This window comes from Allobosea sp. GW821-FHT03A12 (assembly GCF_058986765.1).
Window position 1 is genome coordinate 375,317 of the sequence record NZ_JBYSVZ010000005.1, and the last position, 26,194, is coordinate 401,510.

Annotated in this window: 23 protein-coding genes and 1 tRNA gene; 10 read left to right on the top strand and 14 right to left on the bottom strand. The window is 69.0% G+C overall.

What is annotated here, in order from left to right; all coding sequences use genetic code 11:
• Nucleotides 1-8: 8 nt before the first annotated feature.
• The 6 genes from AC3WLC_RS20460 to AC3WLC_RS20485 form a co-directional block, all read right to left on the bottom strand.
• Complete coding sequence (locus AC3WLC_RS20460) at nt 9-815, bottom strand: ABC transporter permease (protein WP_493685748.1); 807 nt, start codon at nt 813-815, stop codon at nt 9-11.
• 3 nt (nt 816-818) lie between these two features.
• Nucleotides 819-1,628, bottom strand: coding sequence for an ABC transporter permease (locus AC3WLC_RS20465; RefSeq protein WP_493685749.1), 810 nt, complete (start codon nt 1,626-1,628; stop codon nt 819-821).
• Nucleotides 1,629-1,737: 109 nt separating this feature from the next.
• On the bottom strand, nt 1,738-2,787 hold the full coding sequence (locus tag AC3WLC_RS20470) for an extracellular solute-binding protein (RefSeq protein WP_493685750.1): 1,050 nt from the start codon (nt 2,785-2,787) through the stop codon (nt 1,738-1,740).
• 42 nt (nt 2,788-2,829) lie between these two features.
• Complete coding sequence (locus tag AC3WLC_RS20475; RefSeq protein ID WP_493685751.1) at nt 2,830-4,800, bottom strand: hydantoinase B/oxoprolinase family protein; 1,971 nt, start codon at nt 4,798-4,800, stop codon at nt 2,830-2,832.
• A complete protein-coding gene (locus AC3WLC_RS20480) occupies nt 4,797-6,863 on the bottom strand; it encodes a hydantoinase/oxoprolinase family protein (protein WP_493685752.1) in 2,067 nt (688 codons plus the stop codon). The genes AC3WLC_RS20475 and AC3WLC_RS20480 overlap by 4 nt, the downstream gene beginning before the upstream one ends.
• 6 nt (nt 6,864-6,869) lie before the next feature.
• Entirely contained in the window at nt 6,870-7,970 is a 1,101-nt protein-coding gene (locus tag AC3WLC_RS20485) for an ABC transporter ATP-binding protein (RefSeq protein WP_493685753.1), read from the bottom strand.
• Between the two features lie 182 nt (nt 7,971-8,152).
• Between AC3WLC_RS20485 and AC3WLC_RS20490 the strand changes: the two genes are divergently transcribed.
• Nucleotides 8,153-9,181, top strand: a complete 1,029-nt coding sequence (locus AC3WLC_RS20490; protein WP_493685754.1) for a LacI family DNA-binding transcriptional regulator — start codon at nt 8,153-8,155, stop codon at nt 9,179-9,181.
• A gap of 42 nt (nt 9,182-9,223) precedes the next feature.
• On the opposite strand, the gene AC3WLC_RS20495 is transcribed toward AC3WLC_RS20490, so the two are convergent.
• The 3 genes from AC3WLC_RS20495 to AC3WLC_RS20505 all read right to left on the bottom strand — a co-directional run bounded on the left by AC3WLC_RS20495 (nt 9,224) and on the right by AC3WLC_RS20505 (nt 13,178).
• On the bottom strand, nt 9,224-10,918 hold the full coding sequence (locus AC3WLC_RS20495) for a dihydroxyacetone kinase family protein (RefSeq protein WP_493685755.1): 1,695 nt from the start codon (nt 10,916-10,918) through the stop codon (nt 9,224-9,226).
• 150 nt (nt 10,919-11,068) lie between these two features.
• Entirely contained in the window at nt 11,069-12,805 is a 1,737-nt protein-coding gene (locus AC3WLC_RS20500; protein ID WP_493685756.1) for a caspase family protein, read from the bottom strand.
• Nucleotides 12,806-12,893: 88 nt separating this feature from the next.
• Nucleotides 12,894-13,178, bottom strand: a complete 285-nt coding sequence (locus AC3WLC_RS20505; protein WP_493685757.1) for a hypothetical protein — start codon at nt 13,176-13,178, stop codon at nt 12,894-12,896.
• Nucleotides 13,179-13,288: 110 nt separating this feature from the next.
• Between AC3WLC_RS20505 and AC3WLC_RS20510 the strand changes: the two genes are divergently transcribed.
• From AC3WLC_RS20510 to AC3WLC_RS20525, 4 genes are all read left to right on the top strand, one after another.
• The gene (locus AC3WLC_RS20510) at nt 13,289-13,759 is read left to right on the top strand and encodes an MgtC/SapB family protein (protein ID WP_493685758.1); all 471 of its coding nucleotides are present in this window, start codon (nt 13,289-13,291) and stop codon (nt 13,757-13,759) included.
• Nucleotides 13,760-14,053: 294 nt separating this feature from the next.
• Complete coding sequence (locus AC3WLC_RS20515) at nt 14,054-14,680, top strand: transglutaminase-like cysteine peptidase (RefSeq protein WP_493685759.1); 627 nt, start codon at nt 14,054-14,056, stop codon at nt 14,678-14,680.
• A 171-nt stretch (nt 14,681-14,851) separates the two neighbouring features.
• A complete protein-coding gene (locus AC3WLC_RS20520) occupies nt 14,852-16,534 on the top strand; it encodes a hypothetical protein (protein ID WP_493685760.1) in 1,683 nt (560 codons plus the stop codon).
• A gap of 154 nt (nt 16,535-16,688) precedes the next feature.
• Entirely contained in the window at nt 16,689-17,120 is a 432-nt protein-coding gene (locus tag AC3WLC_RS20525) for a hypothetical protein (protein WP_493685761.1), read from the top strand.
• 6 nt (nt 17,121-17,126) lie between these two features.
• Here AC3WLC_RS20525 and AC3WLC_RS20530 read toward each other — a convergent pair whose 3' ends face one another.
• Together AC3WLC_RS20530 and AC3WLC_RS20535 are read right to left on the bottom strand one after the other, a co-directional pair.
• Nucleotides 17,127-17,750, bottom strand: a complete 624-nt coding sequence (locus AC3WLC_RS20530; protein WP_493685762.1) for a Vgb family protein — start codon at nt 17,748-17,750, stop codon at nt 17,127-17,129.
• Nucleotides 17,751-17,786: 36 nt separating this feature from the next.
• Nucleotides 17,787-19,007: a helix-turn-helix domain-containing protein gene (locus AC3WLC_RS20535; RefSeq protein WP_493685763.1), complete on the bottom strand. Its 1,221-nt coding sequence runs from the start codon at nt 19,005-19,007 to the stop codon at nt 17,787-17,789.
• A gap of 124 nt (nt 19,008-19,131) precedes the next feature.
• Between AC3WLC_RS20535 and AC3WLC_RS20540 the strand changes: the two genes are divergently transcribed.
• The 5 genes from AC3WLC_RS20540 (at nt 19,132) to AC3WLC_RS20560 (ending at nt 22,640) form a co-directional block, all read left to right on the top strand.
• Nucleotides 19,132-19,923, top strand: coding sequence for a DUF899 domain-containing protein (locus AC3WLC_RS20540; protein WP_493685764.1), 792 nt, complete (start codon nt 19,132-19,134; stop codon nt 19,921-19,923).
• Nucleotides 19,911-20,747 (top strand): DUF2182 domain-containing protein, encoded by an 837-nt coding sequence (locus tag AC3WLC_RS20545; RefSeq protein ID WP_493685765.1) that lies wholly within the window; start codon nt 19,911-19,913, stop codon nt 20,745-20,747. The genes AC3WLC_RS20540 and AC3WLC_RS20545 overlap by 13 nt, the downstream gene beginning before the upstream one ends.
• A gap of 160 nt (nt 20,748-20,907) precedes the next feature.
• A complete protein-coding gene (locus AC3WLC_RS20550; RefSeq protein ID WP_493685766.1) occupies nt 20,908-22,020 on the top strand; it encodes a branched-chain amino acid ABC transporter substrate-binding protein in 1,113 nt (370 codons plus the stop codon).
• 233 nt (nt 22,021-22,253) lie between these two features.
• Nucleotides 22,254-22,454, top strand: a complete 201-nt coding sequence (locus tag AC3WLC_RS20555) for a hypothetical protein (RefSeq protein ID WP_493685767.1) — start codon at nt 22,254-22,256, stop codon at nt 22,452-22,454.
• A 95-nt stretch (nt 22,455-22,549) separates the two neighbouring features.
• Nucleotides 22,550-22,640 (top strand) — tRNA-Ser (locus AC3WLC_RS20560).
• A gap of 389 nt (nt 22,641-23,029) precedes the next feature.
• On the opposite strand, the gene AC3WLC_RS20565 is transcribed toward AC3WLC_RS20560, so the two are convergent.
• Genes AC3WLC_RS20565 through ugpE form a run of 3 tightly spaced genes read right to left on the bottom strand, consistent with a single transcriptional unit; the run spans nt 23,030 to nt 26,184 of the window.
• On the bottom strand, nt 23,030-24,514 hold the full coding sequence (locus AC3WLC_RS20565) for a mannitol dehydrogenase family protein (protein ID WP_493685768.1): 1,485 nt from the start codon (nt 24,512-24,514) through the stop codon (nt 23,030-23,032).
• Nucleotides 24,515-24,519: 5 nt separating this feature from the next.
• Nucleotides 24,520-25,260, bottom strand: coding sequence for a glycerophosphodiester phosphodiesterase family protein (locus tag AC3WLC_RS20570; protein ID WP_493685770.1), 741 nt, complete (start codon nt 25,258-25,260; stop codon nt 24,520-24,522).
• A 33-nt stretch (nt 25,261-25,293) separates the two neighbouring features.
• Entirely contained in the window at nt 25,294-26,184 is an 891-nt protein-coding gene (gene ugpE, locus AC3WLC_RS20575; RefSeq protein WP_493685771.1) for a sn-glycerol-3-phosphate ABC transporter permease UgpE, read from the bottom strand.
• Nucleotides 26,185-26,194 lie beyond the last annotated feature (10 nt).

Below are 26,194 nucleotides of genomic sequence, written 5' to 3' on the forward strand. Positions count from 1 at the left end.
CTCCAGCGTCATGCCGCCACCGTCATCTTGTCGATGCCGTAGAGCCGGTCGACGATCAGCAGGGCGACCACCGCCATCAGCAATTGCAGCGAGCTCAGCGCCGCGATCGTCGGGTCGAACTGGTTCTCCAGATAGCTCAGCATCACCACCGGCAACGTCCCCGTGCTGGCGCTGGCGAAGAAATAGCTGATCGGCAGGTTGTCGAAGGAGGTCAGGAAGGAGAACAGCGCGCCCGCCATGATCCCAGGCCGGATCAGCGGCAGCGTGACGTGCCAGAAGACCCGGGCCGGATCGGCACCGAGGATCGCCGCCGCTTCCTCATAGGCGGAGGGCAGGCCGGCATAGACGCCCGCGACGGTCCGGATGACATAGGGCAGGCAGACGACCGTATGGGTGATCAGCAGCGCAGTGAAGGAGATCCCGATCCCGAGCCAGGACAGGAAGAACAGCGAGGCGAAGCCGATGACGATCATCGGCATGGAGAGCGGCGAGAGCAGGAAGGTCATCACCGCGCTGGCCCAGGCCCTCCGCGAGCGCGCCAGGTAGAGGCAGGCCGGCACGCCGATCAGGCAGGAGAGCAGCGTCGCGGCGATCGCGACGCCGATGCTGACCTTCAGCGCGCTGACGAAGGGCTGGTAGGCGAAGATGTTGGCGAACCACTTCAGCGACCAGCCGGGAATCGGGAAGGCGACATAGCCGGCCGAGGTGAAGGAGACGACGACGACCACGATGATCGGCGCCAGCATGAAGACGAAGAACAGCACCGTGAAGGCGACGAGGCCGATATCGATCCAGTCCCGCTTGCGCGCGCTCATCGCTCAGGCTCCGCGACGGCGCACGAGGCGCAATTGCAGGAAGAGGCAGGACAGCGCGACCACGAGCAGAAGCGAGCTCATCGCGCTCGCCATGCCGAAATCGCGGGTGGTGTTGAACTGCTGGTAGATCAGCAGCGGCAAGGTCTGGAGGCCGCCGCCGAGCAGGACCAGTGTGACGAAGCTGCCATTGGCGATCATGAAGACCAGGATCGCGCCGGTGCCGATGCCGTCGAGCGAGAGCGGCAGCGTGATCTCGCGGAAGGCGCGCAGCCGTCCGGCGCCGAGGATCTTGGCCGATTCCTCCAGCCGCCTGTCGACCGATTGCAGCACGGTCGCGATCGAGAGGACCATATAAGGCACGAGCACGTGCACGAGCGCGGCGATGGCGATGCCGGGCGAATTGGTCAGGCGCAAGGGTGCCTCGATCAACCCGAGCTGGTCGAGCAGCAGGTTGTTGACGAGGCCGCGGCGCGCGAACAGCACCTGCCAGCCGAAGGTGCGCATGATGATCGAGGTCAGCAGCGGCGCGATCAGCAGGAAGATGATCAGCCCCGCCCAGCGGCCGGACTTGCGCACCAGCACATAGGCGACGGGGTAGCCGATCACGATGCAGATCGCCGTGACGCCGGCCGAGAGCAGGATCGTCTCCGCCGTGACACGCAGATAGAAGCTGTCGGTCAGCAATGCCGAATAGCGCGTCAGCGTCAGCTGGCCCTCGGCGCCGACGAGGCTGCGCATGCCGTTGTCGAGCAAGGGCAGCACGAAGAAGACGAGCAGGAAGAGCGCGGCCGGAAGCGCCAGGAGCCACGACATTCCTCGCGGCTTCCTGCGTCCATCGATTGCTGGCGCGGGAGCTTGCATCGTCACGACCTTCGTCCGGAAGAGGCCGCTGCCGCCTGCATAGGCGGCAGCGGCCCGCCGATCAGCGTCCGATCTCGCGGTTCCAACGGTTGACCCAGTCGTTGCGCACCTTCGCGATCTCCTCGTAGGGCGGGAACTGGGTCTGCTGCCAGGGCGTGATGCGCGGCTTGAGCTTGTCGCTGTAGACCACGTCGGTATTGGTCACGCCGTAGTTCATGATGTCGGCGAAGAGGGTCTGGTTCTTGGCGTCCAGCACCTCGTTGATGTAGTCCCAGGCCAGCGGGTCGGCATTGACCGGCTTCTGCACGGCAACGCCGTTGAGCGAGCCGCCCTCCGACGGGTTGATGAAGTCGATCCAGGTCGCGCCGGAATCGTAATGGTTCCAGGTCCGTCCGTCGAAATAGATGCCGAGCTCGGCCTCGCCCGACGAGAGGTGGTTGAAGAAGTCGTTCGGCCCCGCCCAGAAGACGAGGTTCTTCTTCATCTTCTCCATTGCCTTGAAGAACGGATCGACGTTCTCGGTGCCGCCGCCGAAGGCCTTGGCCATGGCCCAGATCAGCATGATCGGCGTCACCGCATAGCTGATCGACGGAACCGAGGCGACGAACTCGCCCTTGGCGACGCGATCGACGAATTCGGCGAAGGATTTCGGCGGGTTCTTCACCCGGTTCTTGTTGAAGGTGATCCCGCCGACGCCGTAGTCGAACAGCGTGCCCTTGCCCATGACGGAGTCGGTCAGCTCCTTCGGGGTCTTCGCCAGATTGGGCAGCTTCTCGACCGTGAAGTCGTCGACGAGGCCGGCCTTCGCCGCGGTCAGCGCAAGGTCGGGCGTCATGATCAGCACGTCGACCGGCGGCTTCTTCGGATTGGCCTCGACCTGCGCCAGCCACTGCGGCGGCCCTCCGAGCGAGACATTGGCCTTCGCCTTGGTCTTGGCCTCGAAGGGAGCGACGAAGCATTTGCGCACCGCCTCCTCCCAGACGCCGCCGAAGGCGGTGACGGTGATCGACCGGCCTTGCGCCTGCGCCAGGCGCGGCATGCTGCCGGCACCGAGACCGGCGGCGAGCGCGGCGCTGCTGCCGATAAATCTACGCCTGTCCAGCTTCGTCATCGCAGGGCTCCATGGTTCGAGGGCGTTTGCATCGGGCTGGTGTCAAAGCTCCGCGGCGGCGGCCGCAAGTCGGTCTCGCGCTGTGCGCAGGGCATCGTCGTCGGCGCCCGCGCGCGGGAAGCCGTCCGGCAAGGCGGAGAGGGCCTGCGCAAAGATATCACGGCGGCGACGCTGCCGCGCCGAGCCGGGCAGGGCGACCAGACCAGCATTCAGCCGGTCCATCAGCTCGGGCATGAAGACCGCGTCCCAGCGCTCGCGCTCCGGCCCGTGGCCGCCGCCACGCCGCATGGCGGCGCGGCGCACCCCGGTCTCTGCCTCGTCGACCGCACCGCCATGGATCACCACGCCATAGTTGCGGGCTGCCGCCTCCGTGGTGACGAAGCCGTTGCGCACATCGTGCAGCACGGCCTGCGTGTCGCGCTCGGCCGGATCGCCCCAGCCGCCTGCACCGGGTGTCAGGAAGGTGACGGTGTCGCCGGCATTGATGGTCAGGACGTCGATCTTGCCGAGCCGGCGCTCGTCGGGCCGGCTGCGATTGACGATCAACTCGCCCGGAGCGCCGGCCTGTCCACCGTTCGAACCCCAGGGCCTGAACAGCAGGCGCTCCATGCCGCGGCCGAGCACATTGGTGTCGTCGGTAAGGGCGCGGAAGGTGAGTTCCATGCCGCAGCCGCCGCGCCAGCGCCCGGCGCCGCCGGAATCGGGCCGCAGCGCATAGCTCATGATCTCGACGCCGAGCTCGGCTTCGACGGTCTCGACCGGATTGTTGGCGAGGTTCGAGATGCCGCTGTCGCGGCCGTCGACGCCGTCCCGGCCGGAGCGGGCGCCGGTGCCGCCGATCATCGGCTCGATCACCTGGACGCGTCGGCCGCCGCGACCGTCGGGCTCGGCCATCACCACCGGGATCACGGTGCCGGAGGAGGCCGCCGGCATCACCAGAGGCAACGCCTGGCCGAAGGCGCCGTTCAGCACGTCGTTGACGCGGATCGCAGCCGCATGGCGCACGCCGGTCGCCGCCGGCTCCTGCGGGTTGACGAGGCTGCCTTCGGGCGCGGTGATCCTGACCGGCTCGAGCAGGCCGGCATTGAGCGGCGTCGTCGGGTCGAGCGTGTTGACCAGCGCCAGCACGCGCAGGGTCAGCCAGGCATGCGGGCGCCCGCGCGAGGGGATGTTCATCGCGGTCGCGACCTGCGGGTCGGTGCCGGTGAAGTCGAGATGGACCGTCCCGTCGGTGAAGGTCGCGGCGAGCGCGATACGCACCGGCAGCTGCGTCGCGGCATCGTCGTCGAGATAGTCGCTGAAGCGATAGGTGCCGTCAGGAACGCGCTTCAGCACGGCGCGTGCCTTCTGCGCGGCATAGCTCATCAGATCGGTCGCGGCGACGCAGACCGCGTCCGCCCCGTGCTGGGCGATGGTCTGCTCCAGGCGGCGCCGGCCGGCCGCGAGCGCCGCCAGCATGGCGCGGATGTCGCCCATGTTCGCCTCGGGCGTGCGGCTGTTGGCGTCGAGGAAGAGGCGGACCTCCGGCACCATCTCGCCGCGCCGGATCAGCTTGACCGGCGGGATGCGCAGGCCTTCCTGGAAGATCTCCGTATTGACCGGCGAGATGCTCGACGGCACGCGCCCGCCCACATCCGAGCAGTGCACGAAGCACCAGCCATAGGCGACGATCCGGCCCTCGTGGAAATAGGGCTCGATCATGTGCAAATCGGGCAGGTGGGTGGAGAGGCCTTCCGAGCGATAGGGATCGTTGGTCAGGATGACGTCGCCCGGCTCCAGCGGCCCGACGGCCGCTATCGTCGGCAGACATTCGAGCCCGACGAAGCCGGAGACGCCGATCGAGCGCGGATAGGCGAAGAAGCGCCCGTCCAGCCCGGCCAGCGCACAGGCGAAATCGGCAGTTTCCTTGACATAGAGCGTGCGGCCGGTGCGCTGCAGCGTCAGGCACATCTCCTCACTGACCGCCGCGAGCTTGTTGCCGAGGATGGCGAGCGTGACCGAATCGAGCTTCATGACGGCTGTCTTTCGAGATGCAGATTGCCGACCTCGTCGGCTCGCGCGCCCCAGTCCGGCAACAGGATCGTGGTGGTATCCTCCTGCTCGATGATCGCCGGCCCGCTCACCTTGTCGCCGGCGCCGAAGGCGGCACGGCCGTAGACCGCGGCCTCCAGCCAGGCGCCGCGGCGAAACAGGGGCCGCCGGCCGCTGGCCTGCGGCTGGCCGTCGCCCGCCGGAATCCGGGGCTGGGTCAGCTTCGGGGTCTCGCCGACCATCGCGAGCCTTGCTGTGCCGAGTTCTACCAGGCTGTCGCCGTCGCGAAAGCCGTAGATGCGCTCATGCTCGCGGTGGAAGGCCTCGGCCACGGCATCCTGGGTGCGGCAATCCTCGTCCAGCCGCACGCGCAGCTCATAGGCCTGGCCGGCATAGCGCATGTCGACCCCTCGCTCGATCCGCCGGCCGGTCGCCTGCTCGCCCTCGCGGTCGAGCCAGGCGGTGCCTTCTGCCGTGAGCTCGGCGAAGACGGTTTGCAGCAGGGCGGCGCTTGCCGCATCGAGAGGACGGCGCAGGCTGCGCACGAAGTCGCGGCGCAGATCGGCCGCGACCGCGCCGAGCGCGCAGAAGGTTCCGGCGGCGGGCGGGATGACGACGCTGCCGATCCCGACCTCCTCGGCCAGGAGGTTGGCATGGGTCGGCCCGGCGCCGCCGAAGGGCACGAGCGCGAAGCCCGCCGGATCGAGCCCGCGCGCGGCAAGCGTCTTGTAGAGCTCCGTCGCCATGCCGGCCGTCGTGACGGCGAGCGCCCCTTCGGCCGCACGCGCCGCGCCATCCGACCCGGCGAGGCCGATGCGATCGGCGATCTCAGCCAGGGCCTGCTCGGCCGCGCCCTTGTCGAGCCGCATGCGCCCGCCGAGGAAGCCGTCGGGGTCGATATAGCCGAGCGCCAGATAGCAGTCGGTGACCGCGGGCTCCTGGCCGCCGCGTCCGTAAGACACCGGGCCGGGCATGGCGCCGGCGCTCCGCGGCCCGACCTTGAGGACGCCGTGGCCGTCGACCCAGACGATCGAGCCGCCGCCCGCGCCGATCGCCGAGACATCGACGACCGGCAGGACGAGCGGCAGCCCGCCGATGTCGGTGCGCGTCGCCAGCTCCGCCGAGCCGGCATGGGCGACGGCGATGTCGGAGGAGGTGCCGCCCATGTCGAAGGAGATGATCGAGCTGACGCCGGCCGCGCTCGCCAGCCGCGCCGCCGCCATCACGCCCGAGGCCGGCCCGGACAGGATGGTCTCGACCGGCCGGTCGATGGCGGACGCCAGGCTGAGCGAGCCGCCATTGGAGGCCGTCACCAGGATCGGCGCCTCGATGCCGTCGCGCGCGAGTCCCTGCTTCAGCCCGGCGAAATAACGCTGCATCAGCGGCTGGATATAGGCGTTGAGGCAGGCGACCAGGGTTCGTTCGTATTCGCGGATCTCCGGCCAGATCGCCGCGGCCGAGGTGATGGCGAGACCGCCCGCACCGGCCGAGAGCTTGTCGGCCAGCGCGATCTCGACCTCCGGCCTGGCATAGCCGTTGATCAGCACGAGGGCGGCGGCATCGGCGCCGAGCGCCTTGAGCTCGGCTGCGACGCGCGCGAGCTCCGCCTCGTCCGGCGCATGCGTGACCTCGCCGGCGGCCGAGAGGCGCGCGTCGATCTCGACGACGGCGCAGCGCGGGACCAGCGGTTCCTCCTTGCTCGAGTGGAAATCGAAGGAGGAGGGCATGCGGCTGCGCGCGATCTCCAGGATGTCGCGGAAGCCCTTGCTGACCACGAGCGCGATCGTGGCGCCGCGCCGCTGGATGATCGCGTTGAGGCCGATCGTGGTGCCGTGCATCAGCAGCGAGACGTCGGCCGCGGTCAGGCCGGCCTTGCCGAGCAGCGACTTGAGCCCCTCGATCAGGGCGCGGGACGGCTCGTCCGGCGTCGACGGCTCCTTGTAGTAGACCAGGTTGCCGCCGCGCGGGTCGGCCAGCACGAAATCCGTGAAGGTGCCGCCGACATCGATGCCGATCCGCGCGCCCTGTCCCTGTGAACTCGTCATGCAACCTCACTCCGCATCGATCGGCACCGCATCCTGCGGCACCCAACCGAGCGTCAAACCATCGCCGAGCCGGAAGGAGACGGTGCCGAGCGGCCCGTCCGCCTGCCGGTAGACGATCAGCTCGCGCCCGAGCTGCGCGGCCTCGACCTGATAGGCGGCGTAGTTGCCGCGGAACACGGCGCCGATGACCCGCCCGCTGAAGTTGGCGCCGTCTCCCGATTCCGCTGCGAGCCGCATCCGCTCCGGCCTGACCGAAAGCGTCAGCGCGGCGCCCGGCGTCGCCGGCTCGGCCAGCGGCACCGGCACCTCGCCGCCCGGCCCGGGCAGGAGCAGGTTGCGGCCATCCGGCGCGACCTTGCCTGCGAAGATGTTCGAGGCCCCCAGGAACTCGGCGACGAAGCGGCTCTGCGGCCTGTCGTAGATGTCCGTCGGCGTGCCGATCTGGAGGATGCGGCCGCCCTGCATCACCGCGACCCTGTCCGACATCGACAGGGCCTCTTCCTGGTCGTGCGTGACCAGCAGCGTCGTGATGCCGAGGCGCTGCTGCATGGTCCGGATCTCGAACTGCATGCTCTCGCGCAGCGACTTGTCGAGCGCGCCCAGCGGCTCGTCGAGCAGCAGCACCTTCGGATTGACGACGAGCGAGCGGGCGAGCGCGACGCGCTGCTGCTGGCCGCCAGAGAGCTGCGACGGGTACATGTCGGCGCGATCCGGCAACCGGATCAGGTCCAGCATCTCCGTCACGCGCCGGTCGCGCTCGGCTCGGCCGACATCGGCCATGCGCAGGCCGAAGCTGATGTTCTCGGCGACGGTGCGATGCGGGAACAGGCTGTAGTTCTGGAAGACCATCCCGAGCTTGCGGCGATGCGGCGGCAGGCGCGACACATCCGATCCGCCGATCAGGATGGCGCCGGAATCCGGATATTCGAAGCCGGCGACCATGCGCAGCGTCGTCGTCTTGCCGCAGCCGGAGGGGCCGAGCAGCGCAACGAGCTCGCCCGCCGCAACATCGAGATCGAGATCGCGGACCGCCAGGACGGAATTATAGGATTTGCAGACGCCGGCGAGCGTCAACGTCTCCGCCGAGCCCCGTCCGGCAGTGGTCATCGAAGCGCTCCGGCGCAGGGCGGTGTCGTCGCTGGTGACGGCATGGGAAACCCGTTCCCTTTTAATTTTGTAGCGCTACAATGGCAGAGCGATCAGGCGAGTCAAGCGCTGGCCCATGCTCTTGCGAGGTATGGAGCGGCGGTCCGAATGCAGGTGCAGGCCGTGCCGGCCGGGGAGGCGCGATGACGAAATGCGGGGAGGCGACTGGACCGGTCACCATGCAGTCCGTCGCCAGGGCTGCCGGCGTCTCGCCGATGACGGTCTCCAACACGTTCAAATACCCGGAGCGGGTCCAGGAGGAGACGCGTCGGCGCGTTCGTGAGGTCGCTGCCGAGTTGGGCTATATTCCCAATCACGCCGCCGGAAACCTCGCCTCGGGCCAGAGCCGCGTCATTGGCGCGGTCATCCCCTCGATCAAGAACTCTAGCTTCTACAAATATGTCCGCGGCATGCAGGATGCGGCCGCCGAGGACGGTTATGAACTGGTCCTCAAGCTCGCAGACACGAAGCGGCACGAGACGGCGGCGATCCGAACCTTCATCGGCCTGCGGGTGGCGGGCCTGACGCTCGTCGGCAAGGAGCACGAGGACCAGGCCGTCGACCTGCTGCGGAAGACCGGCATGCCGGTGGTGGAGACCTGGGTGCATCGCGACCCGCTCGACATGGCCGTCGGCTATTCGTCGGCGGCGGCGACGCAGGCCATGGTCGATCATCTCGTCGCCGCCGGCCGCCGGCGCATGGGCTTCGTCGGATACGCCGGCGATGTCGCCGGTCGCTACACCGAGCGCCTACCGGCCTTCGAGGAGCGCATGCGCCAGCACGGGCTCGATCCGGACCTGTGCCATCTGGCCGACGAGGCCGACGGCTTCGGCGCCGGCCCGAAGGCGCTCGATGCCCTCCATCGCATGGACGGGTCGATCGACGCCCTGCTGTGCCCGACGGACATCGTCGCGGCCGGGGTGCTGTTCGAATGCGGGCGGCGCGGCTGGAGCGTGCCGGAGCGCCTCGCCGTCGCCGGTTGGGGCGACTATGAGATCGCCTCCGAGATCTCGCCGCAGATCACGACGGTCCAGCCCAACGCCTATGAGATGGGCCGCACCGCGATCGACATGGTCGTCGCGCGCGCATCCGGCCTGGAATCCGGGACGCGCCTGACGGATACCGGTTTCGAGATCATCGCGCGGGCGAGCACGGCTCCCGGGGCGGAGTAGGCCGAGCCGTCCACATCATGCGAGGCCGGGGCGCGACGGTTTCTAGCGGCGAGCAACCGCATCGAGCCAGATCGACACCGCGACGGCGCCGCCATCCGGCGAGCCGAGGGCGCGCTCGCCGAGATAGCTCGCCCGCCCAAGCCGCGGCTTCATCATGGCGGTTGCCTCCGCGCCGGCCTTCGCAGCTTCCGCCGTCAGGCTCCAGGCTTGGGCCGGAGGGAGGCCGTATTGAGCCGCTTCGGCCAAGGCTCGTGCCGCGGGGAGAAGGGCGTCGAGCATCGTCCGGTCGCCAGCATGAGCGCCTCCGAGTTCGGAGACGGCGTCGGCGCCTGCTGCGAACGCATCGGCCCAATCGGCGAGCCCGGTGCTTGGCCCCTGGGCGAGGCGGCGGGCGGCGCGCAGCAGGCCGACCGCGTAGAACGGTCCCGAGCTGCCGCCGATGGCGCGCCGCAATTGTCCGGCGAGCGAAGCGAGGACGGCGGCGGCGCTGACTGACCTGTCCGCGCTGCATGAGGCCCGGATGGCCGCCGCGGCACGGCTCATGCTGAGCCCGAGATCGCCATCGCCCGCCTTGCTGTCGAGCTCGGTCAGATAGGGCTCGGCCGCTTCCAGTGCCGTCGCGCAGGCGAGGGCGGCGGTTCGCACCGCGGCGCCCAGCCTGTCGGCCGAGATCATGGTCTCGTCCGCGGCTTCGGCGCCGCTGACGCCGGCAAGGCTCGGCGCTTGCGGGACGACGCCGGCGCCGGGCCATGCCGGAGCTGCCGCAGCCCGGTCGAGAAGGGCGAGCCTGTCATCGTCGACTGTCATCAGCGACAGCGAGAAACCCGGCATTTCGAGCGCGCTCAGCAAGGTGCCGGCCCACGCGCGCTCGACGATCAAGCCTTGCTCGCGCAGGCGAGCGAGCGCGCGCCGGGCGATCACGGCGAGCTCCATCTGCGTCGTCCCGCCGAGATTGTTGACGAGCAGCGCGACGCGGGCACCGGCGCCATGGCCGCCTTCGCCGAGGATGATCTCCAGCATCCGGTCGGTGATCGCGTCGGCGGAGGCGATCTGCTGCCTGGAGACACCGGCCTCGCCGTGGATGCCGAGGCCGAACTCGATCTCGTCCTCGCCGAGCGTGAAGCCGGGGACACCGACCGCCGGGATGGTGCAGGCGCCAAGCGCCACGCCCATGGTGCCGGTCGCGGCTGCAGCGGCCCGTGCCGCCGCCGCGACCGCCGCCAGCGGCTGGCCCTGTTCCGCCAGAGCTCCGGCGATCTTGTGGACCAGGACGGTGCCGGCGATGCCGCGCCGCCGCTCCTTCGGCACCGTGTCGCGCAATGCGACGTCGTCCGCGACGACGACGATCTCGGTCGGGATGCCGCCGGCCTGCGCGATCTCTGCCGCCAGGCCGAAATTGAGCCGGTCGCCCGTGTAGTTCTTGACGATGAGGAGGGCGCCAGCCGGTCCTGCGGCGGCGCGGATGGCGGCGAGCACCGCGTCGACAGCGGGCGAGGTGAAGACGTCGCCCGAGACGGCGGCGTGCAGCATGCCTGCCCCAACATAGCCGGCATGGGCCGGCTCATGGCCGGCGCCGCCCCCGGAGATCACCGCGACCTGGCGGCTGGCAGGCGCGGGAAGGTCGCTGCGCAGCACGACGTCGTGGTTCGCCAGCAAGGTGAGCCCGGGATGCAGCGCAACGAGCCCTTCGAGCATCTCCCTGACGACCTTGCGGGGATCGTTGATCAGCTTCTTCACGATGTCCTCCCGGCGGCCGGCCCGGTCGTCAGCTGCCCTCGCGAGCAGCGATTCCGGAAGTCACGGCGATCCTGCCGCGACCGCTGCGCCGCGGGAAGCCGTCATGTCGAAAGACCCGTCGCGCGGACCGGACATGCGCTTGACCAAGCCTCAGCGGCCGCTGGCCGGTGTCGATGCCTGTGCAGGATCGGCGGCGAGCGGCGCGGTGTGGTGGCCAGGCAGCACCACGGTGTTGCCGGCGGCGTAGAGGAGGCAGGAGCCGGTCGCCCCATCGCGGGCCGGGTCGTCGTTGCAGATCTTCAAGGCCTCGGTCTCGGCCGCGAAGGCGCTGCTCGCCCCGGTCTTGACGAAGATGCGGCCGAGCGGATGGATCGCCATCGCCTTCGGTTCGCGCGCCCGGGCATAGCCCGCGATGTCCGCTTCCTTGCGTCGTTCCGCCGTGATCGCCGGCACCTTCTCGGGGCGATAGGCGCCCTGATAGTGCAACCGCTCCATGTCCCGGCGTGGCCACTCGCCACCGGACTGGGGCATGCGGATGGTCTCGTTCACGGCGAACAGGATGCAGGGCTCATCATTGCGAAGCTGGCAGCGCTCGAGGACCAGCTCCCCGGCGGCCGCGGCCGAGGGGCTGTCGGAGACACGAAAGCTTCGCTGCTGCTTCGGTGACACGGCGATGGCGCGGTGCTGCTTGCTGTCCTGATAGGCCTGAAAGGCGCGCCCTTGCGCTTCGAAGCGTCCGCGGGGGACCGGATGGTCCAGGCCCAGCACGCTGAGCAGCAGCGCCTCCCGCCCTTCCGGCGTCGCCGGATCGGGCGCCGCCGCGCTGTTCGTGTCGGGACGGCGCAGCTCGGGCGAGCGATTGCGCTCCAGCTCCTCCAGCCGGTTGCGCGCCAGCGAGGCGAAGACGCCGCTCGGGAAGCGCGCCAGATAGGCGCGCAGATCGGCCGGGTTGCGGCTGGCGCGCACGCTTTCCCAGAACACCGTCTCGGCGCCGGGAGCCGCTGTGCCCGCGGCAGGAGCGCTGGCCGCCGATGCCGTGGCGGTGGAAGGGGTTGCCGCCGCGGGAGCCGGCGCAGAGGTAGCCGCGGCGCGGAAATAGAAGCTGCCCTCCAGGGCGGAGTTCTCCCAGGGCACCTGGCGCCCTTGCGTCGCCTCCCGGACCTCGCGCCGCACCTCGGCCATGAGCTGGCGGATCTCCAGGCCCGGCGTCTCGATGCGCTTCAGCAGCGCAGTGGTGAACGGGCTGTTCCGGCCGCGGCCGTCATCGGCCACCGTGCCGGGTGCTGTCGCGAAGGCGAGCAGCGTCCCGACCGTCGCGCTCGCCTGGCCGAGCCCGGAGGCCGCCGGCGCGCCGCGGCCCGAGGCCTGCAGGCGCTTGCGGAAGGGATTGTCGCGGCAGGCGTCGAGGACGAGGATCGAGAGCCGCGCGGCGCCGTCGAGCTGTTCGAGCACGCTGTCGAGGTCGAGCGCCTCGAAGCGCAGGTCGCGGTCGCTGCGGATCTCCGCGGGCGCCGGCAGGAGCCAGTTGCGCCCGGAGGCCTCCAGCCCGTGGCCGGCGAAGAAGAAGAACGCCGCGTCGGCGCCGCGGGCGCGCTGGCCGAGCCGCCTGACACCGGCTTCCAGCGCCAGCCGGTCGGGGTCGACCAGCGTTTCCGTCTCGAAGCCAAGGCGCTCGAGCACCGCGCCGAGGTCGCGGGCGTCGTTCGGCGGGTTGGCGAGCGCCGGCACGTTGCGATAGCCGCCGACGCCGACGATCAGGGCGACGCGCCGCTCCTGCTGCGCGAGGGCGGGGGAGGCCGCGAGCAGCAATCCGAGGACGAGCAGGAGCAGCCGGCTCCAGGCCCTCCGGCGGCGCCACAGTCCCGTCCGCACACTGCCGAACCGCATGGCGCGACCCCAGCTCGCAACCTCTCCGTCAGAGTCGCATTTCGGCGGGGGTGCTGCAACATGCGACGTCATGATCCCTGCCGGGCTGTCAGGAGAGGCGCCTGTCCTGCAACTCGGCGATGCGCTCGATCATCTCCTGGTGCTCGGCCAGCAATTGCTGCAGCGGCCCGATCGGCCGGAAGGCGCGCTGGTCCTGCTCCTCCTCGCCGAGCTCGCTCCAGGCGGCGATCGCTTCGTCGGCGGCGGCGAGGTGATCTGCCGACAGGGAAGGCGGTCGCGGGGCACCGGCTTCCTCGACGAGACGGCTGGCGATCTCCTGGCGCAGCTCTTCTGCGCGGTCGAGCATCGGTTCGAGCGGGTCGGTGTAGGGCATCTGTCGAACCTTGCTTGGATGCGGTGATCTCGGCGCATGAACCATGCGCGGCAACACCTTGCTCTCTCGCGCGTTCAGGTCCGGCGGGCAATCGCTGCGGGGAGGGCGCCATGAGCTTCGATGGGCTGAGTTTCGACATCTGGGGCGAGGCCGACCTCTTGCTGCGCCTGCTGGCCGGAATGGCGGCCGGGATCGTCGTCGGCTGGGAGCGCACCGGCAAGCAGCGCGCTGCCGGCATTCGCACCTTCGGGCTCGTTGGACTCGGCACGTCTGCCGCCGCGACCATCTTCGGCGAGCCGCACCAGATCGACGCCGCCAGCCGCGTCGTGCAGGGGCTCCTCACCGGCATCGGCTTTCTCGGCGCCGGCGTCATCGTGCTGCGCAAGGGCCATGCGACGCCGCAGGGCCTGACCACGGCAGCGGCGATCTGGGTCACGGCGGCGCTCGGCTGCGCCGCCGGGCTCGGCGACCATGCGATCGTGCTGTCGGCGACCGTGCTCGCCCTGGGCTTGCTGATCGTCGATCATTCGATCGAGCGCCGGGCCGGCAGGCCGGAGCGAGCGCAGGACAGCAGCGGCTGAGCCGTCTGATCCGGCTGAAAACCGTCCTGCCGAACGCTTCGCTTTGCCCGCTGGCGTAAGGCATTTTCTTAAGTAAAATCAGTTCATTGAGGCAAAATTCTTACCTCGCGCGCAATGCCGCGCGCTGCGAATTCTGTTGATCGTGCGCCTTCAGCCTTGCCGCGGCAGCGCGAATCTCCCGTCATTTCTCATCACAGAATTGCCGTCTTTCTTAAGCAAAGGCGCCCATCCTTCCGACTGCCGTACCCGCGCTCTCCTCCCTGCAAGGCGGACCATGACGATGTGGTTTCGACCATGACGACGCCTGCCTTCATTGCCGCATGGGCACTCGGCGTCGCGTTGCTGGCTGGGACATTGCCGGCCTCTGCCCAGGCGCAGCAACTCGCGGCGAGGACCCGCGGGCCGGCATCGCCGCCGCCGGCATTCCTGGATTTCTGCGCGAAGAACCCGGCGGAATGCCGCCGCTCCGGCGCCCCGACGCGGCAGGTGCTGATGACGCCGGAGCACCAACGCGACCTGCAGGAGGTCAATGCGCGGGTGAACTCCACGATCACGGAGATGTCCGACCGGGAGCATCATGGCCGCGAGGATGTCTGGAGCATCCCGACCGACGGGAAGGGGGATTGCGAGGATTTTGCGCTGCTGAAGCGCAAGCAGCTGATCGAGCGCGGCTGGCCGTCCTCGGCCCTGCTGATCGCGGTCGTCGGCACGCCTGCGGGCGAGGGACATGCGGTGCTGATGGCGACGACCTCCGAGGGGGATCTTGTTCTCGACAACAAGACCTCCCGCGTCCTGCCCTGGACCCAAACCGGGTACCTGTTCTTCACCCGCATGTCGCAAGCCAATCCCCGCGCCTGGGAAGCGATCGACGGCGGCACGGTCGTCGTGACCGCTGCGACCCGCCGTCCGTATCGGCACTGAGCTGCTCGGCCGCCGAGGCTGGCTGTTTCGCGAGGCCGGGCCCGGACAGCTGATCGAGTCGCTCTGCGCCGACTGCGGGCCGAGGTTATGCCCGCTATCCATCTGCGGGCATGCATGATTCGGCCGGGCTGGTGTGCAGCCCGGCCGGATAGCGTTGCTCCCTCAACGGGCTTGGCTGCCGTCGCTGCCAGTGCCGCCACCGCCGCCACCGCCGCCACCGCCGCCTCCGCCGCCGTGGCCACCGCCGTTACCGCCACCGCCGTGGCCACCGCCTCCGCCATTACCGCCCTGGCCGCCGCCGCCTCCGTGGCCTCCACCACCATTGCCGCCGTTGCCACCACCGTTGCCGCCACCGCCGTGGCCGCCGCCTCCGCCATTGCCGCCCTGGCCGCCGCCGCCCCCGTGGCCTCCGCCGCCATTGCCGCTATTGCCACCACCATGACCGCCGCCGCCGCCGTGGCCGCCGCCGCCATGGCCTCCGCCACCACCGCCGTGACCGCCGCCTCCGTGGCCTCCACCGCCGCCATTACCGCCGTGGCCGCCTCCGCCATTGCCGCCGTTGCCACCACCGTGGCCGCCGCCGCCATGGCCTCCGCCGCCACCGCCGTGACCGCCGCCATTACCGCCGTGGCCGCCGCCACCATTGCCGCCGTTGCCACCACCGTGACCGCCGCCGCCACCGTGACCACCGCCTCCGTGGCCTCCACCGCCGCCATTACCGCCGTGGCCGCCGCCTCCGTGGCCGCCTCCGCCGTGACCGCCATCACCGTGGCCGCCTCCGCCATGGCCGCCACCACCGTGGCCGCCTCCGCCGTGGCCGCCACCACCGTGGCCGCCTCCGCCATGGCCGCCGCCACCGTGACCGCCTCCGCCGTGGCCGCCACCACCGTGGCCGCCTCCGCCATGGCCGCCGCCACCGTGACCGCCTCCGCCATGGCCGCCACCACCGTGACCGCCGCCGCTGCCGCCGCCACCGCCGCCGCTACCTCCGCCGCTGCCGCCGCTGCCGCCACCGCCGCTGCCGCCACCGCCGCCACCGCTGCCGCTGCCACCGCCACCGCCGCCACCGCCGCTGCCTTGACCGCCACCGCCCTGGCCACCACCGCCATTATTGCTTGCGGAGCCGCCGCTCGAGCCATCGTTGGAGCCGCCTCCAGCGCCACCGCCAAAGCCGTCACTTCCGTTGCGGCCATTGCCTCCAGCGTTCGAATCGCTGCTCGGCCCACCGGAGGACAGGGCCCCGGTCGTCAGGGGCGGACAGGCCCAGTATTGACTTCCGCCCTGCTGAACCACGGTGCAGCCGGCGCTGGGCGCGCGCGTGCGCCTGCCATTGGAGGCGATGACATTGTAATATTGGACATTGCCAGCCGCGGTGCCCTGCGGTGCTGCGGCCGTGGCGCTGATCGACGCGGTGGCGAGCGGCGGACAGGCCCACAGCTGGTCACGCTCGGACTGCACGACCACGCAGTCCCGGCTCGGTGCCCGCGTCCTGCGCCCGGTCGGCGACACCGCGTTGTAGTAGCGCACGCCGCCTGTATCCGATGCGCTCGAGCCGGACCCGGATGCGCTCGGGCGAAACGGGTTGTCGCGGGCCGCGGCATTGCATTCCCACAGCCAATTGTCTCTGATGAGCCTGCGTTCGCAGCCGTTGCGGGGCTGTGGTGTCGGGCTGCCGTCGACTGTGAAGCCCTCATGATATTCGGGCCATGGACTCGCGCCTTGGGCATAAGCAAAAGTCGATGTGGTCGCGAGAAGTCCCGCAATAAAGATTTTGCTCTGCAGGTATCGCATGACGTGCCTCCCGCCCGGGAGGTCTTGCGGCCGCCCAGCGCAAAACGATGTCTTTCGGGATGACGTGTTCAAGGTATTTGGACACGGCCATGCCGGCACGTTGAGCAATAGCACGCGGTATTGACTTGATTTTATTCTATTCGAGTGAAAGATTTAGGTCGCTCGAACTAATCCTATGGGATTACTGCTCGGCGCAGTGTCGGGAGGGAGGCGAGAGATGATGATGTCTTGGACATGGACGATGCCGGCCCTGGCCGCATTGCTGCTCGCCCATCCCGCGCTCGCCCAGATCGGCACGCCCGGCAATGCGCCGCTGAGCCCGGGCGGGCCAAGCCAGGGCCTGGGGCCGCCCTCGATCTTCGACAACCAGCCCGATATCAGGCTGCATGCGCCCGGAGCGGGCGGCATTCCCGGCGCCGGCCCACCGGTCGACTATGGCGGGACGCCGCGGGGCGCGCCGCGCTCGTCCAACCCGATCTATATGCCGCGCTACGGAGCGGTCGACGATCCCTCGCCCCGGCGAGCCATCGTCGCCTATTGCAAGACCCCGCGCCGGGCCTGCGCCGCCCCGAGCCGGGCCCGGGCCGGTGCGGTCTGCTTCTGTCGCCTGCCGAACGGGGCGCGGCAGCGTGGCCGCGTCGCCCGCTGACCTGCATCAGCGCCGGGCTACCGCCCTGACCACGCCGGTCTTGCCGCCGCCGCAATAGAAGCGGTCGCCGCCGGCCTCCATGCCGGCGACGAAGGTGCCTTCCGGCATGCGCATGGCGTCGAGCACTTCGCCGCTCTTAGGGTCGACCCGGCGGATCTCGCTCTCGTCGTCCTCCCAGGTCGCGTGCCAGAGCTCGCCATCGCTCCAGGTCACGCCGGTGACGAAGCGGTTGGATTGCAGCGTGCGCAGCACCTTGCCGTTCTCCGGGTCGATCTGGTGAATCTGGCGCTCGCGATAGTGCCCGACCCAGAGCGTGCCTTCCGCCCAGGCGAGGCCTGAATCGGCGCCGCCGGCCGGTGCGGGGATGGTCGAGAGCACCTTTCCGCTGTCCGGATCGATCTTCTGGATGCGATCTTCGGCGATCTGGTAGAGGTGCTTGCCGTCGAAGGCGGTGCCGGCATGGGCGGGGATGTCGAGGCTGCGGGTCGTCTCGCCGCTTTCCGGATCGAGCGCGTTGAGCTTGTCGCCCGAGGCGAACCAGACTTGTCTGCCGTCATAGCTGACGCCGTGCACGGCCTCGATGCCGGGGAAGGGGCCGTATTCGCGGACGATCGTGGCTGTCCTGGTCATGATGATCTCCTCTGTTCGGTTGGACCGGGACGAGGTCTAGCCATCCGGCAGCGGAGCCGGGAGTAACAAGGCTGTCGGGAAACCAGGCACCGGCGGCGTCAGCCAGCGCCGCGCCCGCGCCTTGCCGAAGGACTGGATCTTGCCGGTCTGCGCCAGCGTGTCGAGCGCACGCTGCATGTTGCGCTGGCTGGTGCCGAGCGCCAGCGCCAGCGCGGAGCTCGACCAGGCCTCGCCATCAGCGAGCAGCGCGAGCACATCGGCATGGGTCTCCTCCAGCGGCTGCGCCAGCACCGCGACCTCGCGCGCCCGGCGTGGCTTCAGGGCAAAGCCGCGCTGCGTCGCACTGATCTCGGCGATCCCGTGCAGCTCGGCGCGTAATCGCCCGATCTCGACCCGCAAGCGAGCGCGATGCGACTCGTCAGCCTCCTTGGCCCGAAAGGCCCGTCTCAGCAGGTCTTCGCGCGAGACATCCGCCGGCCAGGCTTCGGCGAGGGCGCGGGCGAGGGCGAACAGCACCGGCCGTGTCGCCAGCGGCACAGCCTTATCGGCTTCGCGCACGACATTGCGGCAGGCATCGACGACGAAGCTGCCCGAGGCGAGCAGTGCCGCGACCTCGCCCAGCATCAGCGGGCGCTCCTCGCCTCGGACGATCAATCGCGCCGCCGGCGCCTCCAGCACGCGCGCCGCGGCTTCGACCTCGGCCGCGAGCGCCGGGATGCGGGCACGCGCCGCCGCTTCCGCCGCCAGCACGAAGGCCGCTTGGGCCGGCTCCTCCTGCAGCCGCCTGAGCGCGATGCCGCCGATCGCGAGCGCGCGCGCCGCCTCCAGCGCCGGTGGCAGTGGGCTCTCATCGAAGCCGGCAAGCAGGCGCTCGGCCTCGCCGAGCCGGCCGATCAGCAGCAGCCGGCGCACCTCGATGGTGCGGGCATGGGCGGCGTTGAGGTGGTCGCCATGGGCTTCGAGCACGGCACGCGCCGCGTCGAGCGCCTTCACCGGCCAGGACAGGTCGCGCGAGACCAGGGCGATCTCGGCCTCGGCCAGGATGCAGCGCGCTCGCGCCACCGGTTCCTTTGCGCCGAAACCCTGGCCGGCGCGCTTGAGCAGCACCTTGGCCCTGGCGAGGTCGCCGAGCTGCGCCATGGCGATGCCGCGCAGCGCCAGCGCCGGCGCATCCTCGCGTAGCGCGACGCGGTTGAGCGCCCCGAACGGGTCGCCCGCCGCCAGGGCCCGTCCGGCCGCCGTGATCAGCGAGTCCATGCCGCCCGAAATCCCGCCAAACTTGTCACTCCCGCTCCAAACCGTCCGGGGCCTACCCCTGTTCCCGACGCCGCATCGCGAAACGGCGGGCGGCGAATGTCAACCGACGACAGGAGCAAGCATCATGACGGCTCACACAATCGGAACCCGCGAGGACTGGCTCAAGGCAAGGCTCGACCTGCTTGCCGCCGAGAAGGCGCTGACTCATCAGAGCGACGCCGTGGCGCGTCAGCGCCAGGCGCTGCCCTGGGTCAAGGTCGACAAGGATTATCGTTTCACCACTGAGACGGGGCAGGTCGGGCTCGCCGATCTCTTCGCCGGGCGCTCGCAGCTGCTGATCTACCACTTCATGTTCGGGCCGGATTTTGCCGCCGGCTGCCCGTCCTGCTCGCTGATCGCCGACGGCTTCAACGGCATTCACGTCCATCTCGCCAATCACGATGTGACGCTGACCGCGGTGTCGCTGGCCTCGCTCGACAAGCTCGTCGCCTTCAAGCGACGCATGGGCTGGAGCTTCCCCTGGGCCTCCTCGGCGACGGGCGACTTCAACTTCGACTTCAGCGCCTCCTTCACGGAGGAGCAGGAGCGGCAGGGCGCGGTCGACTACAATTTCCAGCGCGAGCCGCAGATCGACTGGAGCAGCAACGGCATCGTTTCCGCGCTCGCCGTGCAGAGCGGCACGACCCCGGGAGGCTATATGCGCGAGCGGCCGGGGATGAGCGCCTTCATCCGCGAGGATGGCGCGATCTACCACACCTACTCCAGCTATGCCCGCGGCATGGACGCGATCTGGAGCATGTATCCCTGGCTCGACCGTGCGCCCAAGGGCCGCAACGAGCCGAACGGGCCTTGGTGGCGCCTCCGTGATGCCTACCCGGCGCCTTCTGCCGCGACGGCCCAATCATGCTGTGCCTGAGCCCCCGAGCGCATGCTGACCGCGGAGCGCCGGGCATCCCGTCCGGCGTCTCCGTCGTCGCTGCAGGCCACACCTTCCTCGCCGTCTGCATTGTGCTGTTCATCGCCAGCACGACTGCGACCATCGCGATCGGCCGCGCCATGGCCGAGATGGGCGAGGTGCCGATGGCCGGCGGCTGGTCGATGTCGACAGCCTGGACGCCGCTCTGCGGCGGCTCCTGGCCTGCTGCCGCCGGAGCCTTCCTCGGCATGTGGGCGATCATGATGACTGCGATGATGCTGCCCTCGCTTGCACCGGTGCTCTGGCGAATGCGCGAGCATGCCGCGCAAGCCGGCGAGGCCCAGCCGGGCCTGTTCGCTGCGCTCGCCGGTCTCGCTTATCTCCTTGTCTGGACCGGGCTCGGCCTGGCGGTCTTCATCGGCGGCGCGCTCCTGCTGGAGGTCGCGCTGCGCTGGCCGCTTCTGGCTCGTGCCGTGCCAATCGTTGCCGGTCTTGCCGTGATCGCAGCCGGTCTCTTTCAGTCATCGCGCTGGAAGCAAGTGATGCTCAGCCATAGCGCGAATGCTGCTGTGCATCGCGTCGGCGGAGTTGCCGCGATCGGGCAGGGGCTGCGGCTCGGCCTCGCCTGCTGCGCTTCCTGCGCCGGGCTGATCACCTTGCTGCTCGTCGGCGGCGTGATGGACCTGCGCGGCATGGCCGTCGTCACACTGGCGATCACCGCCGAGCGGCTCGCATCGGCCGGCGAGCGCGTCGCCTGCGCGACCGGCGGCGTCATACTCGGTGCGGGTGTCGTCCAACTGGCACAGGCTTTCTGGTGGCTCTGAGCCGCGCCGGTGCGGCCCAGCCATGCCTGCCATGCATTTTTGCATCTGCTCAGAAACGCGCCACGCAGTGCCGCGGGGGCTCGCTCTGGCCTATACAGGTCGCAGGCGATCCACGGATCGGGTCGCACGCAATGATTGTATGGTTCACGAGGAGACGCACATGACGCTCAAAGCCCAGTTCCTGATGGGCGCGGCCTTCGCCGCGGCGGTGTTCGCGGGCGCGCCGGCGCGCGCCGACATCACCATCGGCCTGCTCGCGCCGCTGACCGGCGCCGTCGCCGCCTATGGCGAGCAGGTCAAGAACGGCGCCCAGGCCGCCGTCGACGCCATCAACAAGAAGGGCGGCATCGGCGGCGAGAAGGTCGTCCTGAAGCTCGCCGACGATGCCGGCGATCCCAAGCAGGGCGTCTCGGCCGCCAACCTCCTGGTCGGCGACAAGGTCCGCTTCGTCGTCGGTCCCGTGACCTCGGGTGTCGCCATGGCGGCCTCCGACGTCTTCGCCGAAAGCGGCGTGCTGATGGTGACGCCGACCGCGACCTCGCCGGCCCTGACCAGCCGCGGCCTCGGCAACATCTTCCGCACCTGCGGCCGCGACGACCAGCAGGCCGAGGTCGCCGCCAACTACGTCCTGAAGAACCTGAAGGCCAAGAAAGTCGCCATCGTCCACGACAAGGGCACCTATGGCAAAGGCCTCGCCGATTCCTTCAAGAAGGGCATCAATGCGGGCGGCATCACCGAGGTCGCCTATCTCACCCTGAATCCGGGCGAGAAGGACTTGGCGGCCGTGATCACCCGCCTGAAGTCCGCCAATGCCGAGCTGATCTATTTCGGCGGCTACCATCCCGAGGGCGGCCTGCTCGCCCGCCAGCTGCACGATGCCGGCGTCAAGGCGACGATCATCGGCGGCGAGGGCCTTTCGAATACCGAGCTCTGGGCGATCGGCGGCGACACCGCGGCCGGCACGCTCTTCACCAACGCGACCGACGCGCTGAAGAACCCGGCCTCGGCCGAGGCGGTGGCGGTGCTGAAGGAGAAGGGCATCCCGCCCGAGGCTTTCACGCTCAACGCCTATGCCGCCGTCGAAGTGCTCAAGGCCGGCATCGAGAAGGTCGGCAAGGACGCCAAGGCCGATGCGGTCGCCAAGGCTCTGAAGGCCGGTCTCGAGGTCAAGACCGCGATCGGCACGCTGACCTATGGCAAGACCGGCGATCTGAGCTCGCCGAGCTTCTCCATGTACAAGTGGGACGCCGGCAAGATCGTTGCCGCCGACTGACGAACGCGCTTCGAGACGCGAGGGAAGGGGCCTGCGGCACGCCGCGGGCCCTTTTTCGTCTTCCCGTCATTGCGAGCGCAGCGAAGCAATCCAGGAGGGCGTAGAGCGCTGCCGCCCCTGGATTGCTTCGTCGCTAACGCTTCTCGCAATGACGGTGCGCTCTCCTGAACGCGCCGTTCGGGAACCGTTCAGGCGCTGGGCCGTTCAGTCCGGCGACCCAACGGGATCCGCCCATGCCAGCCGCCGACGCATTCACCGCCAAGCCGTCTTTCGCCAAGCCCTCCCTGATCGCGATTCGGCGCGAGGCGGATGGCTATGGCATCCGTTTCGGCCTGAACGAGGCCGAGGATGCGCAGATGCCGGGGCCGGTCTTCCCGACGCTCGACGAGGCGATGGCCTGGATCGAGCGCATCGACCGCGTCGCCGGCCATTGAAGCCGCCTGATCGGCGCGATCTATTGGATGTTTGTCGATCGATCGTCGGGATGGCTTGTCAAAGCGGGTTGGGATCGGGCATAGAGCCTTCCAACGGAGACGTGGCCGAGAGGCTGAAGGCACTCGTTTGCTAAATGAGCATACCCCACAAGGGTATCGAGGGTTCGAATCCCTCCGTCTCCGCCATTCTTTCTATCTTCCGCCAGTTCGCTTCGCTCACGGCTCCGATAAGGTGGCCTTGCGGCCGGTTCGCGCAGACGCGCTCCTGGCTCCGGGTTTGAACTTCTGTTCTGGGTGAGAACGGCGACCGATATTGTAGTGAGAATCAGCACTCTGCGCGTGCGCCCGATCTAAATTCTCGATACTTCAGCGTTCAAAACGATCGAATTCATGAGCTCGCTGGATGAACTGGCTCTGAGCCCGGGAATTCAAGCACGCTGCCTGGTTCGCGTAGATCTTCTACCTCCGCAAAAAGGTACGGAGTTCTCGTTTTGGCCCATCGCTGATCTCGGGAAAGGCGGCTTTCGGCCGGGCCCCCGAGCCCAAGCCGTGGATCGGTCGGCCAACCGCACATGTCACGAACCGAGCGAGGCGAGATAGCCGTCAATGCTCGGGCGCGTTCCAAACTTCCAGATTCCCTCCAATGCCCGGCTGAACGCCTCTCGGAAGCGCCGGTCGTCGCCCAGGTCGCCATAGATATCCTGCATGGCGAGCCAGACCTCCGGCGCGAGCCTGGCCTGCCGCGCCTGCATCGTCAGCCGCGGCCAGATCGGGTCGTTCGGCGCGATCGGCTGCCCGGTCTCCGTCTCGCCATAGCAGTAGCGGCACCACAGGGCGCAGACGAGCGCGAGCCCGTCGATGGTGCGCCCGGCCTTCAGCGCATCGCGTATCGTCGGCAGGATGAATTTCGGCTGGCGGTTCGAGCCGTCGAGGCACAGACGCCGGATCGTGTCGCCGATCTTCGGATTGGCGAAGCGCCGCTCGATCGTTCGCTTGTACTGGTGCAGATCGGTCTTCGGCACCGGCGGCACCGTCGGGATAACCTCGGCGTCGAGCAGCGCTGACAGAAACCGTGCGATCTGCTCGTCCGCCAGCGCTTCGTGGACGTAGTGGATGTCGAGCAGGCCGGCCGGGTAGGCGATCGCCGCATGGCCGCCATTGAGGATACGGATCTTCATCAGTTCGAACGGAGCGACATCCGCAACGAACAGCACACCAACCTCCTCGAGCCTCGGCCTGCCGGCTGGAAAACGGTCCTCCAGAACCCATTGCCGGAAATCCTCGCAGAAGACCGGGCGGCGATCGTCGATGCCGAACTCGGCCTGCAGGCTATCGCGCTCTCGCTGCGTGGTCGCCGGCGTGATCCGATCGACCATCCCATTCGGAAACGCGACGTTCTCCCTGATCCAGGCCGCGTCGGAGCGATCGACCAGCTCGACGAGCCCTGCGACCGTTGCCTCGGCGACATGGCCGTTGCCTGGGAGGTTGTCGCAGGACATCACCGTGAAGGGCGCGATGCCGGCAGCGCGACGCTGCAACAGCGCGGCGGCGATGAGGCCGAAGGCCGTCTTCGGGCGTTGCAACCGATCGGTCGCGTCGGCGACGATCTCCGGGTGATCGGCTGCGAAAGCCTGGCTCGCCGGATCGACATAATAGCCGCCCTCGGTGACGGTCAGCGAGACGATGCGGGTGCGTGGATCGGCGAGCCACGCCAGAATGGCGTTGGTGTCCCCCGGCGCAACGAAATCGAGCATCGGCGCGATGATGCGCGCCTGCGAGGACGAGGCCTCCTGTGCCACGACAGTGGTCAGGAAATCCTGCGCCGCAAGATCGGCCCGCATCTCGGCGTCGCTCTCGCGCACCCCGGTGCCGATCAGCGCCCAGTCGCGATCGAGGCCCCGCTCGAAGAGCTCGTCGAGATAGACGGCCTGATGCGCGCGGTGGAAATTGCCGACGCCGATATGGACGATGCCGGGCGAGAGCTCGCCTGGCCGATAGCCGGGGACCGCGACAGGGCCGGTGATGCCGGCCAGCGTCGCATGCGAGAGCCTGACCGCCATCGGCGTCACCTGGCCCGGGCGGCGGCCAGCTGGATGACGAGATCCGGCCGGTCGCTAGTGATCTGCGACACGGGCTGGCCGAGCCAGAAGTCGATGTCGCCGACCGTGTTCGGCACCCAGACGCCGAGGCGCTCGCGCCCGACGATGCCGAGCGCCTGGTCGAGCGTGAGGCGCAGCAGCGATTGCTCGACAGCGATGATGCAACCGAGATCGACGAACCGCTTCAGCGTTCGCTCGATGCCGCCATAGGCCTCGCAGGAGCGCCGGTCCACCGAGGCGAGACGGCGCATCTGTGGCGCCTTCGCCTTGATCTCCTCGATCACCTCCGGCACGAAGCAGGTCAGCACCACGCGCGAGGACAGCCCGCGTTCCTCGACCAGCGTGATCACCTTGTCGAGCAGGCCGGGATAGGGGCTGCCGAAGGCGTTCATCTTCATCTCGATCTCGAGCTCGATCCCGGTGGGACCGAAGACATCGAGCACGGCAGGTAAGGTCGGGATCGTCTCGCCGAGCGTGTCGCGCAGCCGGATCTTGCGCAGCGCCTCGCGGTCGAGCCTGTCGATCGGCCCCTTGTGATCGGTGGTGCGGTCGAGCAGCGGGTCGTGGATCACCATGATCTCGCCGTCGCCGGACAGATGCACGTCGAGCTCGACCGCATCGACCTTGAGGTCGCGGGTATTCCTGAAGCCGGAGAGGCTGTTCTCGGCCCAGAGGTTGCGCGCGCCGCGATGCCCGATGATCCGCATGGTCGAAGTCCCGTCGTCAGAGAGATGCGTTGGCTATTTGCCGCTCTCGACCAGTCCCTTCACGAACCAGCGCTGGAGCAGCAGGATCACGATGGTCGGCGGCAGCATGGTGAGGAAGGCCGCGTTCATCAGCACATGCCAGGTCGGCAGCGAGTCGCTCTGCGGCATCAGTTTCTTCAGCCCGATCACGGCGGTTGCCATGTCGGGATCGGTGGTGAGGAGGAGCGGCCAGAGATACTGGTTCCAGCCCATCAGGAAGAGGATGATCGCCAGCGCCACGATGTTGGAGCGCGACAGCGGCAGCAGGATCAAGCGGAAGAACTGCCAGGGGCTGGCGCCGTCGATGCGCGCGGCCTCGCAGAGTTCGTCCGGCAAAGTCAGGAAGAACTGCCGGAACAGGAAGGTCGCGGTCGCCGAGGCGATCAATGGCAGGATCAGGCCGGAATAGGTGTTGACCAGGTTCCAGTCGAGATCGATCAGCGCCTGCCAGCCCAGCCAGCCGCCGAGGATATTGAGCGGCAGCGCGACATTGGCGGCCGATTCATAGGTCGGCACGATCCGCACCTCGATCGGCAGCATCAGCGACATGAAGATCAGCCAGAACGCGGTGAGCCGGAACGGAAAGCGGAAATAGGTGACGGCGAAGGCGGCGATCAGCGAGACCGCGAGCTTGCCGAGCGTGATGCCGCAGGCGACGACGAAGGAATTGAGCAGCAGCTTGCCGAATTTCGCGCTGCTCAGCACGGTCTGCATGTTCGCGAGGAACTGGTCGCCCGGCAGCCAGGAGAGCGGTACCTGCATGATCTCCTGCTGCGATTGCGAGCCGGTGACGAAGACGAAGTAGATCGGCAGGCAGACGATCGCCGCGCCCAGCACCAGGATGGCGTGGCAGACGAAGTCAAGGACGGGTGTGCGCTCGTTCATGGTCCCTAAC